Annotated in this window: 16 protein-coding genes; 4 read left to right on the forward strand and 12 right to left on the reverse strand. The window is 58.0% G+C overall.

Going from position 1 to position 13,494, the window contains the following annotated elements; all coding sequences use genetic code 11:
• Window positions 1–88 precede the first annotated feature (88 nt).
• Genes zwf through GVN17_RS17070 form a run of 3 tightly spaced genes read left to right on the forward strand, consistent with a single transcriptional unit; the run spans window position 89 to window position 2,956 of the window.
• The gene (zwf, locus tag GVN17_RS17060; RefSeq protein ID WP_166596431.1) at window positions 89–1,558 is read left to right on the forward strand and encodes a glucose-6-phosphate dehydrogenase; all 1,470 of its coding nucleotides are present in this window, start codon (window positions 89–91) and stop codon (window positions 1,556–1,558) included.
• Window positions 1,545–2,264: a 6-phosphogluconolactonase gene (gene pgl, locus GVN17_RS17065; RefSeq protein ID WP_166596432.1), complete on the forward strand. Its 720-nt coding sequence runs from the start codon at window positions 1,545–1,547 to the stop codon at window positions 2,262–2,264. The genes zwf and pgl overlap by 14 nt, the downstream gene beginning before the upstream one ends.
• A 17-nt stretch (window positions 2,265–2,281) precedes the next feature.
• Window positions 2,282–2,956: a bifunctional 4-hydroxy-2-oxoglutarate aldolase/2-dehydro-3-deoxy-phosphogluconate aldolase gene (locus GVN17_RS17070; protein ID WP_166596433.1), complete on the forward strand. Its 675-nt coding sequence runs from the start codon at window positions 2,282–2,284 to the stop codon at window positions 2,954–2,956.
• 411 nt (window positions 2,957–3,367) lie between these two features.
• Here the strand turns inward: GVN17_RS17070 and GVN17_RS17075 are convergent, their stop codons facing one another.
• Together GVN17_RS17075 and GVN17_RS17080 are read right to left on the reverse strand one after the other, a co-directional pair.
• Complete coding sequence (locus GVN17_RS17075; RefSeq protein ID WP_166596434.1) at window positions 3,368–4,561, reverse strand: aminotransferase class V-fold PLP-dependent enzyme; 1,194 nt, start codon at window positions 4,559–4,561, stop codon at window positions 3,368–3,370.
• A gap of 24 nt (window positions 4,562–4,585) precedes the next feature.
• Window positions 4,586–4,849 (reverse strand): DUF3820 family protein, encoded by a 264-nt coding sequence (locus GVN17_RS17080; protein ID WP_166596435.1) that lies wholly within the window; start codon window positions 4,847–4,849, stop codon window positions 4,586–4,588.
• Between the two features lie 231 nt (window positions 4,850–5,080).
• On the opposite strand from GVN17_RS17080, the gene GVN17_RS17085 reads away from it, so the two are divergent.
• On the forward strand, window positions 5,081–5,551 hold the full coding sequence (locus tag GVN17_RS17085) for a PA2169 family four-helix-bundle protein (RefSeq protein WP_166596436.1): 471 nt from the start codon (window positions 5,081–5,083) through the stop codon (window positions 5,549–5,551).
• Between the two features lie 69 nt (window positions 5,552–5,620).
• On the opposite strand, the gene GVN17_RS17090 is transcribed toward GVN17_RS17085, so the two are convergent.
• From GVN17_RS17090 to GVN17_RS17135, 10 genes are all read right to left on the reverse strand, one after another.
• Window positions 5,621–7,129, reverse strand: coding sequence for a sensor domain-containing diguanylate cyclase (locus tag GVN17_RS17090; RefSeq protein ID WP_256665285.1), 1,509 nt, complete (start codon window positions 7,127–7,129; stop codon window positions 5,621–5,623).
• A 293-nt stretch (window positions 7,130–7,422) separates the two neighbouring features.
• Entirely contained in the window at window positions 7,423–7,695 is a 273-nt protein-coding gene (locus GVN17_RS17095; protein ID WP_166596437.1) for an HPr family phosphocarrier protein, read from the reverse strand.
• Between the two features lie 14 nt (window positions 7,696–7,709).
• Window positions 7,710–8,567, reverse strand: a complete 858-nt coding sequence (rapZ, locus tag GVN17_RS17100; protein WP_166596438.1) for an RNase adapter RapZ — start codon at window positions 8,565–8,567, stop codon at window positions 7,710–7,712.
• Between the two features lie 2 nt (window positions 8,568–8,569).
• Window positions 8,570–9,034 (reverse strand): PTS IIA-like nitrogen regulatory protein PtsN, encoded by a 465-nt coding sequence (gene ptsN / locus GVN17_RS17105; RefSeq protein WP_166596439.1) that lies wholly within the window; start codon window positions 9,032–9,034, stop codon window positions 8,570–8,572.
• A gap of 12 nt (window positions 9,035–9,046) precedes the next feature.
• On the reverse strand, window positions 9,047–9,355 hold the full coding sequence (hpf, locus tag GVN17_RS17110) for a ribosome hibernation-promoting factor, HPF/YfiA family (protein ID WP_062384329.1): 309 nt from the start codon (window positions 9,353–9,355) through the stop codon (window positions 9,047–9,049).
• A gap of 77 nt (window positions 9,356–9,432) precedes the next feature.
• On the reverse strand, window positions 9,433–10,932 hold the full coding sequence (locus GVN17_RS17115) for an RNA polymerase factor sigma-54 (RefSeq protein WP_166596440.1): 1,500 nt from the start codon (window positions 10,930–10,932) through the stop codon (window positions 9,433–9,435).
• Between the two features lie 190 nt (window positions 10,933–11,122).
• Complete coding sequence (lptB, locus tag GVN17_RS17120; RefSeq protein ID WP_166596441.1) at window positions 11,123–11,848, reverse strand: LPS export ABC transporter ATP-binding protein; 726 nt, start codon at window positions 11,846–11,848, stop codon at window positions 11,123–11,125.
• Window positions 11,848–12,396, reverse strand: a complete 549-nt coding sequence (gene lptA, locus GVN17_RS17125) for a lipopolysaccharide transport periplasmic protein LptA (RefSeq protein WP_166596442.1) — start codon at window positions 12,394–12,396, stop codon at window positions 11,848–11,850. The genes lptB and lptA overlap by 1 nt, the downstream gene beginning before the upstream one ends.
• Window positions 12,383–12,955 carry an LPS export ABC transporter periplasmic protein LptC gene (gene lptC / locus GVN17_RS17130; RefSeq protein ID WP_166596443.1) on the reverse strand — a complete coding sequence of 191 codons (573 nt, stop codon included), beginning with the start codon at window positions 12,953–12,955 and terminating at the stop codon, window positions 12,383–12,385. Before lptC ends, lptA begins: the two co-directional genes overlap by 14 nt.
• Window positions 12,956–12,965: 10 nt before the next feature.
• Entirely contained in the window at window positions 12,966–13,475 is a 510-nt protein-coding gene (locus GVN17_RS17135) for an HAD family hydrolase (protein ID WP_166596592.1), read from the reverse strand.
• Window positions 13,476–13,494: the final 19 nt, after the last annotated feature.

The raw sequence follows: 13,494 nt of genomic DNA on the forward strand, positions 1-13,494 counted from the left end.
TAAATGTTGTGGTTATTACTACATTTGGCCTTGAGTAACGCCTTTAAAAAAGGTATTTGTAGCCTAACTTGATAAAAGAACCAACATTATGCTCTCGATTACGGTTGAACCGTGCACTTTTGCCTTGTTCGGCGCCTTGGGCGACCTGGCTGTGCGCAAACTGTTCCCAGCGCTGTATCAGCTGGACCGTGCTGGCCTTCTGCATGCCGAGACCCGAATTCTTGCGTTGGCTCGCGAGGCGGGAACGCCTCAGGAACACTTGGCTTATATCGACAAGAGCCTGCGTCGTTTCGTCCCCGAATCCCAGCTGGAAAGTGAACATGTGGAGCGTTTTCAGGCACGCCTGAGCTACCTGCACGTGGATTTCCTCAAGGGTGAAGATTACGTCGCGCTGGCCGAAGCAGTGGGCGACGCACAAACCATGATCGCCTACTTCGCCACACCGGCGTCGGTGTACGGAGCCATCTGCGAGAACCTGGCGCTGGTCGGCCTGACTGACCGCACCCGCGCCGTCCTGGAGAAACCGATCGGCCACGACCTCGCCTCCTCGCGTCGGGTCAATGACGCTGTAGCCCGCTTCCTGCCGGAAAACCGCGTCTACCGGATCGACCATTATCTGGGCAAAGACACCGTTCAAAACCTCATCGCGCTGCGTTTCGCCAACAGCTTGTTCGAAACCCAATGGAACCAGAACTATATTTCCCACGTCGAGATTACTGTGGCGGAGAAAGTAGGGATCGAGGGCCGTTGGGGCTACTTCGATCAGGCGGGTCAGCTGCGCGACATGATCCAGAACCACCTGTTGCAGCTGCTGTGTCTGATTGCGATGGACCCTCCGAGCGACCTGTCCGCCGACAGCATCCGTGATGAAAAGGTAAAGGTGCTCAAAGCGCTGGCGCCGTTCACGCCGGAGCGCCTGGCCACCCAAGTGGTGCGCGGGCAATACATCGCCGGTTACAGCGAAGGCAAACCGGTTCCCGGTTACCTGGAAGAGGAAAACTCCAACACCGCGAGCGACACCGAAACGTTCGTTGCCATTCGTGCCGACATCCGTAACTGGCGTTGGGCAGGGGTTCCGTTCTATCTGCGTACCGGCAAACGCATGCCGCAGAAGCTGTCGCAGATCGTCATCCACTTCAAGGAACCGCCGCACTACATCTTCGCCCCGGAGCAGCGGATGCAGATCAGCAACCGCCTGATCATCCGCCTGCAGCCCGATGAAGGTATCTCGCTGCAAGTGATGACCAAGGATCAGGGGCTGGATAAAGGCATGCAATTGCGCAGCAACCCCTTGCAACTGAGCTTCTCTGACGCCTACCGCAGCGCCCGCATTCCGGACGCGTACGAGCGGTTGTTGTTGGAGGTCATGCGTGGCAACCAAAACCTGTTTGTCCGCAAAGATGAGATCGAGTATGCGTGGCAATGGTGTGACCAGTTGATCGCTGGCTGGAAGAAGGCTGGCGATGCGCCCAAGCCTTATGCAGCAGGCTCCTGGGGGCCAATGAGCTCCATTGCGCTCATTACTCGTGATGGGAGGTCTTGGTATGGCGATATGTGAACTTGAATTTCCGGCTGGCCTTAAAGCCAACGAATTCGATAACCCCGAGCTGTTGGCCAATGCTTTGGCCGATCATGTAGCGGAACGCCTGACGGCGGCCATCGCGAATAACCCTCACGGCGTTGCGACGTTGGTCGTTTCGGGCGGCAAAAGCCCGGTGGCGTTCTTTCAGGCGTTGGCGCAAAAGCCCATCGAATGGTCGAAGGTAGTGATCAGCCTGGCCGACGAACGCTGGGTGCCGACCGAGCACGCCGACAGTAACGCGGGGTTGCTCAAGCGTTTCCTGTTTCAGGGACCGGCCGAGAAAGCGGGCTTCTTCAGCCTCTACCGTCCGACCCAGACGCTGGAAGAAGCAGCGGCAGCGACCGACGAAGCGCTCAAGGAACTGCCGAAGATCGATGTGTTGATTCTGGGCATGGGGGATGACGGCCACACCGCGTCGCTGTTCCCTGACAGCCCGAATCTGCCTGAAGCGTTGGACTTGAACAGCGAACGTCGCTGCCTGCCGATGCTGGCGCCGAGCACGCCTCATCAGCGTCTGACCATGACGCGCTCACTGTTGGCGTCCGCCGCGACGCCGATCCTGTCCGTTTCCGGGCAGGCAAAACTGGAAACCCTGCGCACGGCGCTGGCCGGCGATGACCTCGCCGAAATGCCGATCCGCGCGTTCCTTAACCCGTCTTTAGAGATCTACTGGTGCCCATAAGCAAAGGATCAGCCGCCATGGAAAATACCCAAGTGAAACAGCCGTTGAATAGCATGGCGAGCAAGATTGCCCAGATCGATGAACTCTGCGCGAAAGCGAAGATTCTGCCGGTCATCACCATTGCACGCGAACAGGACGTGCTGCCGCTGGCCGATGCGCTGGCGGCAGGCGGCCTGAACGCGCTGGAAATCACCCTGCGTTCGGAATTCGGCCTCAAGGCGATTCGTATTCTGCGCGACGCACGACCTGAACTGTGCGTCGGTGCGGGCACGATCCTCGACCGTCACATGCTCAAAGCAGCGGAAGAGGCGGGCTCGCAGTTCATCGTGACCCCAGGCAGCACTCAGGATCTGCTGGAAGCAGGCGCGCAAAGCGAATTGCCGTTGCTGCCTGGCATCAGCAGCGCGTCGGAGATCATGATCGGTTATGCCTTGGGCTACCGCCGCTTCAAGCTGTTTCCGGCCGAGATCAGCGGCGGCGTCGGCGCGATCAAGGCGCTGGGCGGTCCGTTCCCGGAAGTGCGTTTCTGCCCGACTGGCGGCGTCAGCGCCGCCAACCTGAAGAACTACATGGCGTTGCCTAACGTGATGTGCGTCGGCGGCACCTGGATGATCGACAACGCGTGGGTCAAGAACGGCGACTGGGGCCGCATCACTGAGGCGACCGCCGAAGCGATTGCGTTGTTCGACTGAAACCTGCGTTAAGCGCCCCATGCTTGATCTTCGACAGCTCCCGTTCATGAGGTGGCTGGTTTAATCGTCTCAGATGATTGGATTCGAGCGCCGGGCGCTGCTACAGAAGTCGTTGTTGCATGGCTGTTTAACGGTGTTCCCTTGGTCCGGAACGCCGTTTTTTTTGCGCGCTGCGAACGTAGAAAGCCGGGCCGCATGCACCGCGACTCCAGCCATAGCGTTGATTTGAGAAGGAGCGAGGAGAGAGATCACCGATTTTTCTTTATGTGCACTACATATGTATCGCACGAGACTCGGTCTGAGCGCGTATCTTTGCCGTCCCTGGTATAAAGATGTTCCATTAAAGTGTTTGCGGCGCCGCCTTATCCACGGTCGCCGCTTTTTTTTGCCCGTCTGAAAGCGCTGGTGGACTCAGGCCAAAGCGCGCAATGCAACGACCAACTTTGCCACATCGTCGGCGGAGGTCACAAAGCCGGGGGTGATCCGAATGCATGGGCCGCAGGCGGAACCGGTTCTGGCCACCACGAAAACGCCATGTTCGTCGAGCAGGCGCTGCGTCATGAGCGACTGATCTTGATGGCGTGTAAAGCGCAATGACGTAATCCCGCAGTACAGCCGTGGATCATCCGGTGTCAGCACTTCGATTCCCGGCACATCTCGCACTTCGCGAACCCACAGGTCCCGCAGATAGGCCAGGCGTGCGCCTTTGACGGCAGACCCGCCTATGGCTCGGTGTTCTTCGAAGACCTTGGTCAGCGTCAGCAACGCGGGAATGTTCGGCGTGCCATACGGCACCCGCCCCAAAATGTCATCGACGGCGTAACGCTCGTCGCCCATGTCGGGGTCGATGGCAGACAATCGTTCCTGTTTCACATAAATGAAACCCAGGCTCAACGGCGCCCCCATCCACTTCTGCAGGTTGAACCCGGCAAACGCCACGCCGAGTTCGTCCAGCTTGAAGTCCAGTTGTCCCAAGGCGTGAGCACCGTCCAGAATCACATCGATGTTTTGCGCCTTGGCCAGCGCAGCAATGGGCTCAACAGGCATGACCAGTCCCGTGCGGTGCGTCATGTGGGTCAATGCCATCAGCTTGAGTCGTGGGTGGTTCGCGAAGGCGTCGCGATAGGCATTGACGAGGGATTCATAGCTGGCCGGGTGAGCATGCCGAATCTCGATCACTTCGACCCCGCGATGCTTTACCAGCCAGCGTATGGCCGTTTGCACGCTGTTGTAGTCCAGATCGCTGATCAGCACCTGATCCCCCGGCTGTAGGCCGTTGTAGTTGCGGATCAGGGTTTGCAGTGACTCCGAAGCGCAGCGGGTCAGGGCGATTTCGCGGCTCGGCACGTCCAGCAGCTGAGCCAGATCGGCGCGGAGGGTCTCGCTGTCCTCAGTGTCGAAGCGCTGTCGGACATAGACCGAATTGCTGCGGTTCACGTACGCCAGATGCTGCTCGTACGTGCGCAGCACTTCGCGGGTCATGCGCCCGAAGTAGCCATGTTCGAAGTTAATCGGCCCCGGCTCCACATCGTATTGGCGGGCGATATCGCGCCAAAAAGCTTCGTCCTGGGCGCGGTGCTGTGCAACGGATTGGGCAGGGGTCATCGCGTCGTTCATCTCGTCGAGGGGTCAGGAAAACCGGATCGGTGTTTTTAGTGGGCTTTCTCGCAGAGGCTCCCGGGGTTTGGTGCGCAGTGGATCGAGCAGGGCGGACAGCCCGTTGTGGTCAATCTCATGCATCAGTGCCAGCAGGCTGCCAAGTTCACCGCTGGGAAAGCCTTTGCGCGCGAACCAGTTAAGGTAGTCACCCGGCAGGTCCGCCAGCAATCGCCCCTTGTACTTGCCGTAGGGCATTTCACGGGTGACCAGAAGTTTGAGTTTCTCGGGATTCATAACACCGCCGTTGGTCTTTCCGTGTGAACTACTAAGGTACGTGCATTTTGCATACGTGCAAACGAACTGATCATGCAAAAAGAGAGAACGGTCTGTGTCTTGATAAATATAACTTCTTGATAAATAAGGGTTTATTTTGTTTTAAAAAGCTGGCACGAGCTCTGCAATATTTAAGTTATCGAGTGTAGAAATATCAACTCTTCGATTAACCTGCCAGAAAGGAACTGCAAAATGACGGATATCAATAAAGAAGCGATCTCGGTACTCAATGATCTGATCGAGACCAGCATTGACGGCGAGAAAGGTTTTCACACCGCTGCTGAAGACGTCAAGAACCCAGAAATCAAGGCGTATTTCCTTTCCCGTTCCACCGAGTGCGCGACGTCTGTACGTGAACTTCAAGCCGAAGTCCGTGCACTGGGCGGCGATCCAGACAAATCCTCCAGCGCCGCAGGTGCAGCGCATCGTCTGTGGGTTGAGCTGAAAGCGGCCGTGACCGGCAAAAGCGATGAGGCTGTATTGAACGAAGTAGAGCGCGGTGAAGACCACGCCCTGAAAGCGTACAAAGAAGCTTCGCAAAAAGCGGTCGAGAAAAACCTGCCTGCTAACGTAGTGACCCTGATCCAGCGTCAGCTGCCAGGCGTCCAGGCAAACCACGATAAAGTCAAAGCGCTGCGTGATACCGTTCGCAGAGCAAGCTGATCAGCGTAGCTGAGCCCGTTTCGGGCTCGCTCCTCTGATTCGAAAAACGCCAGACGTGTCTGGCGTTTTTTATGCCGTTTTGGGAGACGAGTTGAACTCAGTGCGGTTACGGCCATTGTGCTTCGCCCGGTAGAGCGCTTCGTCAGCATCACTGAACAGTTGCGCCTGCTTGTCGCCCGCATTGGGCTGGCGCGAGGCGATACCAATGCTGACGGTGACGGAATGCCTGTCTCCGGCATAGGGCGGGAGCGATTCAATCGCAACTCTGATTTTTTCGGCGATGATTCTGGCGCCCTGCAAATCTGTTTCCGGTAAAACCACCAAAAACTCCTCGCCGCCATAGCGCGCCGCCAGATCACCGGGTCTACGAATTGCATTGGCCAGGGTTTGGGCCACGTTGCGCAACGCGACGTCGCCACCGTGATGGCCGTGCCGGTCGTTGAATGCCTTGAAGTGGTCGACATCAATCATCAGCAATGACAACGGCTTGCCGGAGCGCATGCCTCTGGACCACTCCTGTCGAAATACCTGATCCAGTCTCCGCCGGTTTGCCAGCCCTGTCAGGCCGTCCGTCGAGGCCAGCTCAGCCAGCTCCCGTTCTGCGAGGTGTCGCAGCTTCAACTGTTTACCCAACAGGTACGACAGCCACAGGATGCCCAGGCACAAAAGGCTCGTCGCGCCCGCCACCAGCGCCGCGTTGCGTTTCCAGACGGCGTACACCACGTCTTTCGATTGGGCCACGATGACGATCAGCGGCAAGTCGCCCACGCGTGAGAACGTGTACAGCCGAGTTGTTCCGTCCAGGTCCGATACGGCCGTGAAGCTTCCGCTGTTTGTCTTGAGGATTCGCTGAAAGTTGGGAAGCCCGCTGAAGTCCCGGCCAATTGCGTATTTGTCGGGTTGCTCGGCTTGTCGGGCCAGCAATATGCCGTCTGCGCTGATCAAATTGACGGTGCTTCCTTTGCCGATGTCCAGCCCACGAAACAGTTGGTTGAAGTACGTCAACCGCATCGATGCGCTGGCGATGCCGATGAATCGTCCATCGGGCGAGGGGAGGCGGCGGCTGAAACTGATGCACCAGTCCTTGAAGCCCCAGCGTGCCTTGAACGGACCGCCCACTCTCATGGCCGTCGAAGCGCTCTCGCGGTGCTGCTGAAAAACGGGGCGGTCAGAAAAATTGTCTTCTCGGGGGATGACGGACAGCGAGTCCGCCACGATGTCACCGGTTTCGTCCAGAATCACCAGATCGCCTTTATACGGCGCTGCGGTCGAGCGATCGAAAATGACCAACTGACGAAGTTGAGGCGCTAGTGCAATGACTTCAGGGTCTTGCCAGGTCGCAATCATGCCTTGCAGCGACGTGTCGTACAGCTCGGCATTACGCTGCACGTCCGCGTCGATCAGCTGCACCACGTTATTGGCCGACTGCACGGCGCTCTCGGTGGCGCTTCCGTGCTCGCGAATCAGCAACGAGGCCACGATCATCAAAATCGCCACCACCGCCAGTACACTGCCGGACATCAGCATTTTTTCCGGGCGAGACCAGGCTCTGTGCACCGAGGTGGGGGTGAATGTCATCGATCAGCTCTGTCAGCAATTCAGCTATTGATGCCCGTTGATGCAGGCGTTAGCAGTCTGTCCAAGCCGGTCCATGCTTGAAGGTGAATGGGTCGGGACGTGGTGCTTCAAAGCGTTGGATTAAAGATGCTTCGGGGGGATTGATCAAGTCCGGCGAGAATCCAAAAGTCCGGAAGTGATTGCCTGCAGTGTTCAGGTGCGAAACGGAAGGGGTAGCGCTCGATCCTGAGAAGCCCGGCTTACCGTCGGGCTGTGTTTCGGGAATAAGGAATTCGGCGAAGGTCGACCAACCCTCATTCCCCTTCATCAAACTTGTTGTTGATCAGTTCGATCAAACCTTCCAGCGCGGCGTGTTCGTCGTCGCCTTCTGTCAGCAGGTGTATTTCGGTGCCTTTGCCTGCGGCCAGCATCATGACGGCCATGATGCTTTTACCATCGACCATGCTGTCTGGAGTGCGGCCCACGCGGATCTGGCAGGGGTACTTGCCGGCAACGCCGACGAATTTGGCGGCAGCGCGGGCGTGCAGGCCCAGCTTGTTGATGATGGTGATTTGGTGAGCGGGCATCGCGTTGGGGGTCCTTAGCTTAGGTCGCGGTGGCGAACCTGAACATTCTTGAGCGATTGTTGCAGGACCTGACCCAAACGTTCGGTCAGGTAGACGGAGCGGTGGTGTCCGCCGGTGCAGCCAATGGCAATGGTAACGTAGGCGCGGTTGCTGGCAGCGAAGCGCGGCAGCCACTTGGTCAGGTATGACGAGATGTCCTGAAACATCTCTTCGACATCGGGTTGCGCCGCCAGATAGTCCGCCACCGGCTGGTCGAGCCCTGATTGCTCGCGCAGTTCGGGTTTCCAGTAGGGGTTGGGCAGGCAGCGCACGTCGAACACCAGATCCGCGTCCACGGGCATGCCGCGTTTGAAGCCAAAGGATTCAATAAGGAAAGCGGTGCCGGGTTCGGGTTTGTTCAGCAGGCGCAGCTTCAGCGTGTCGCGCAACTGATAAAGATTCAGGTGGGTCGTATCGATGGTCAGATCGGCCAGGTCGATGATCGGCCCCAGTAAGGTTTTTTCATCTCGAATCGCTTCGGCCAGCGAGCGCGTGGCATTGCTCAGCGGATGGCGGCGGCGCGTTTCAGAAAAGCGCTTGAGCAGTGTGGACTCTTCAGCGTCGAGGAACAGCACGTCGCACTGAATGTGGCGAGCGCGGACCTCTTCGAGCATTCGCGGAAAACGGGTCAGGTGGCTGGGCACGTTCCGGGCATCAATAGAGACCGCTAACAACGGCTCGGCGAGTTCGGTATTGATCAGTGCGCGCTCGGCAAGCTCCGGGAGCAGGCCTGCCGGCAGGTTATCGACGCAGTAGAAACCGCTGTCTTCGAGAACATCGAGGGCCGTGCTCTTGCCGGAGCCGGAGCGACCGCTGACGATGATCATGCGCATGATCAGTGACCGTTCTGGACGTTGAGCACGACGTTGTAAAGCTCTTCGCTGCTCTTGGCACCACGCAGGCTGGCGCGCACGTCCGCGCGGTCAAGCATGCTGGCGATCTGACGCAGAAGTTCGAGGTGGGCGTCGGTGGCCGCTTCCGGGACGAGCAGCACGAACAGCAGATCCACAGGCGCGCCGTCGATGGCGTCGAAATCCACCGGGCGTTCCAGGTGCAGCACCGCGCTCACAGGCGCCGCGCAGCCTTTCAGGCGGCAATGGGGGATCGCGATGCCATTGCCAAACCCGGTGGAACCGAGTTTTTCACGGGCGATAAGGCTTTCGTAGACGGTTTGCCAGTCGAATTCGGGCACTTGTTGCCCGATCAGTTTGGCAATCTCTTCGAGAACGGCTTTTTTACTGCCGCCTGGCACGTTCACGAGGGACCGGCCAGGGGTCAGGATATTTTCAAGTCGGATCATGGATGGGGAGTGTCAGCGAGCCGCCGCACCTTTGAGGATGCTTTGCTGCTTTTCCTTATGCTTGAGCAATTGTCTGTCGAGCTTGTCAGTGAGCAGGTCGATCGCCGCGTACATGTCATCATGTTCGGCATTGGCAACGACCTCTCCACCGTGGATATGCAGGGTGGCCTCGATCTTCTGTTTGAGCTTCTCGACGGCCATCGTCACCTGCACGTTCGTAATCTTGTCAAAATGCCCTTCGAGCTTTTTCAGCTTCAGCTCGATGTATTCGCGCAGGGGCTTGGTCACTTCCAGTTGGTGTCCACTGATGTTGACTTGCATACAGCTTCTCCTTCGTTGCCAGTGCATTAAGAGGCAGGCTGAGTTGCCTGCCACTGGAACGCTGTGGCTTGTGACCTTTACATCAGTCGCTTGCGTTCGCTGGACGGCGCGATTCCTAAGGACTCGCGGTACTTGGCGACTGTGCGACGGGCCACTTGAATGCCTTGTGCCTCCAGTAAACCAGCGATCTTGCTGTCACTCAACGGCTTTTTCTGATTTTCCGCGGCAACCAGTTTTTTGATGATTGCGCGAATGGCAGTGGACGAGCATTCGCCGCCTTCGGAGGTGCTGACGTGGCTGGAAAAGAAATACTTCAGTTCGTAGATACCACGGGGTGTATGCATGAATTTCTGCGTGGTGACACGGGAAATCGTCGATTCGTGCATGCCCACCGCCTCAGCGATGTCGTGCAGCACCAACGGCTTCATCGCCTCGTCGCCATACTCCAGAAAGCCCCGCTGATGCTCGACGATTTGGGTCGCCACTTTCATCAGGGTTTCGTTACGGCTTTGCAGGCTTTTGATGAACCAGCGGGCTTCTTGCAACTGGTTGCGCATGAAGGTGTTGTCGGCGCTTGTGTCCGCGCGGCGCACGAAACCGGCGTATTGCGGATTCACCCGAAGGCGGGGAACGGCTTCCTGATTGAGCTCGACCAGCCAGCGCTCATTGTGCTTACGCACGATGACGTCCGGCACTACGTATTCGGCTTCGGTGGATTCGATCTGCGAGCCAGGGCGTGGGTTGAGGCTCTGGACCAGTTCGATGACCTGGCGCAGATCATCTTCCTTGATCTTCATGCGCCGCATCAGTTGCGCGTAGTCACGGCTGCCGAGCAGGTCGATGTAATCGCTGACCAGTCGCTGGGCTTCCGCCAGCCATTTGGTCTTGGCCGGAAGCTGGCGCAGTTGCAGCAACAAGCACTCGCCAAGCGTGCGGGCGCCGACGCCCGCCGGCTCGAATTGCTGAATGCGGTGCAGCACGGCTTCGATTTCGTCCAGCTCGATGTCGAGTTCCGGGTCGAAGGCGTCCAGCAGCTCTTCCAGGGATTCGTCGAGGTAACCCTGATTGTTGATGCAGTCGATCAGCGTGACGGCGATCAAACGATCGGTATCCGACATCGGTGCCAGGTTCAGTTGCCAAAGCAGATGGCTTTGCAAGCTCTCGCCCGCCGACGTGCGCGTGGTGAAATCCCACTCGTCATCGTCATTGCTGGGCAGGCTGCTGGCGCTGGTCTGGTAGACATCCTCCCAGGCCGTATCGACGGGCAGTTCGTTGGGGATACGCTCGCTTTCGCTCCATTCGCCGTCTTCGAGATTGTCGACGGTGGGTGCGGATTCCTGGTAGGTCGGTTCCTGTACGTCAGGGTTGGGCTTTTGCTCGATATTGTCGGCCATGGGGTCGGCATTATCCAAATCGTCACCTTCTTCCTGGCGCTCCAGCATCGGATTGGACTCCAGTGCCTCCTGAATTTCCTGTTGGAGATCCAGCGTCGACAGTTGGAGTAAGCGGATGGCCTGTTGCAGCTGCGGTGTCATCGTCAGCTGCTGGCCCATTCTCAAGACTAGCGAAGGTTTCATGGCAGGGGCTTAACACCTTATTCGCCGGCGCACATGCGCGCCATCCACTACTAGGGGCGCCGAGGCGCCAACTTAAGCAAATTATATGCCTGAACCCGGAGTGTTTGCCTAGGGTGTAATGACAATTTATGCGAGGTTGGTGATGAGGCGTATGCTGCGTTCGCCGACCAACCCCTTGCCATTGCGTGGTTTACAGGCGGAACTCGTGACCGAGATACACTTCCTTGACCAACTGGTTGGCCAGGATGGTTTCGGAATCGCCTTCTGCAATCAGTTGCCCATCGTTGACGATGTAAGCCGTTTCGCAGATGTCGAGTGTCTCACGGACGTTGTGGTCGGTGATCAGAACGCCGATACCCTTCGCCTTGAGATGGTAGATGATCTGCTTGATATCGCCCACGGAGATGGGGTCGACGCCCGCGAAGGGTTCGTCCAGCAGAATGAATTTCGGCGACGTCGCCAGTGCGCGTGCGATTTCCACTCGGCGGCGTTCACCACCGGACAGGCTCATCCCGAGGTTGTCGCGGATGTGTGTGATATGGAACTCCTGCAGCAAGCTTTCCAGCTCTTTGCGGCGTCCTGCGCGATCGAGCTCCTTGCGGGTCTCGAGGATCGCCATGATGTTGTCCGACACCGACAGCTTGCGGAAGATCGACGCTTCCTGCGGCAGATAGCCGATACCGGCGCGAGCACGGCCATGCATCGGCTGGTGGCTCACGTCCTGGTCGTCGATCAGCACGCGGCCCTGATCGGCCTGAACCAGGCCGACGATCATGTAGAAGCACGTTGTCTTGCCTGCGCCGTTAGGGCCCAGGAGACCGACGATCTGGCCGCTGTCGATGGACAGGCTGACGTCACGTACGACTTGGCGGCTTTTGTAAGCCTTGGCCAAGTGTTGGGCTTTCAGCGTTGCCATTAAGGGGCCTTCTGCTGGTCGGTTTTCTTTTTCGGCTGGATCACCATGTCGACGCGAGGACGCGCTTCGGTCACCTTACTGCCGGTGGCGCGGCCAGCGCTGGCAAGTTTTCTCACCGTGTCATAGACGATCTTCTCGCCCTGAGTCACGTTGTTGTCCTTGTCGACTACCTTGGCCTTGTCGATCAATACGATGCGGTTTTGCGGCGCATGGTACTGGATCGTCACGCCCCAGCCCTGCACGGGTTTCGGGTCGCCGGCGGTCTGCAGTTGCTCGAAATACGCAAGGTTGCCGACAGAGGTCACGACATCGATATCACCAGCAGGGGTGCGAGTCATGGTCACCTTGTTGCCGGTAACCTTCATCGAACCCTGGGTGATGATCACGTTACCGGTGTAGGTGGCGATGCCTTGCTTGTCGTCCAGTTGGGCGTCATCGGCTTGAACACGGATGGGCTGATCCTGATCGTTCGGCAGAGCCCAGGCGCTCACGCTTCCCAGTGCTGCGCCCAGGCCAAGCAAAATAGGGAGGGTTTTAAGGAGCCTCATACTGTCCTCTTGCGTTCGATAGCAGGTGTATCCTGCTTTCTTTTAGATAGGCTTTCATACCCGTACCGGTGCTCACACCGTTGAAACCGTCGATTCTAACGGGTTGCGCGGTTTCCGCATATTGCTTCTGAGGGAAGACCGTCATGCGGGTGCTGGTGATGATCGTGGTGCGGTTCTTTTCGTCCGTGCGGTTGATGCGAACCTTGTCGATCAGCTCGACATGATCGCCTCCTGGCGACACTTCGGCGCGCACGCTCTGCACGTGCCAGGGAAACTCCGATCCGCGAAACATCTGCAAAACCGGGGTCGTCATCAGGGTTACGTCGGTGGCCTTGAGGTGCTCGACCTTGTCGGCGGTCATGTCATATTGCATTGACCCATCCGGCAGGTACTGGATGCTGTGCGCGTTCATCGCGTAATAATCGATGGCGTTCTCATCCACGGCCGCTTTGGGTTGATCCATGAAGCTTTCCGGGCTGATGTTCCAATAGCCGGCCGCTGCAAGCAGTACCGCCAGCACACCGAAGATCAGGAACGTACGAATTCTTTTGCTCAGCATAAATGCACTTCTATAAGTAGGCGGCGTGGGCCGCTTCGAGGTTGCCCTGAGCTGTCAGGATCAACTCGCAGAATTCCCGGGCGGCGCCTTCGCCGCCTCGTGCCTGGGTCGTGCCATGCGCATGCTGGCGGACAAATCCAGCGGCATTGGCCACAGCCATGCCCAGACCGACACGGCGGATCACCGGCAGGTCAGGCAGGTCATCACCCAGATAGGCGACCTGTTCGTAGCTTAGGTTCAGTTGCTGCAAAAGCTCGTCGAGCACCACCAGTTTGTCTTCGCGTCCCTGATAAAGATGCGCGATGCCCAGGTTTTTGGCGCGGCGTTCGACCACCGGCGTCTTGCGGCCGCTGATGATAGCGGTGATCACCCCCGAGTTGATCAGCATCTTGATACCCTGGCCATCGAGGGTATTGAAGGTCTTGAACTCGCTGCCATCTTCCAGAAAATACAGTCGGCCATCGGTCAGCACGCCATCGACATCGAAGACGGCCAGCTTGATGCCTTTGCCGCGCTGCATCAATTCGCTGTTGTTGAGG

It is taken from the genome of Pseudomonas sp. SLFW, assembly GCF_009905615.1.
GTDB lineage: Bacteria > Pseudomonadota > Gammaproteobacteria > Pseudomonadales > Pseudomonadaceae > Aquipseudomonas > Aquipseudomonas bambusae.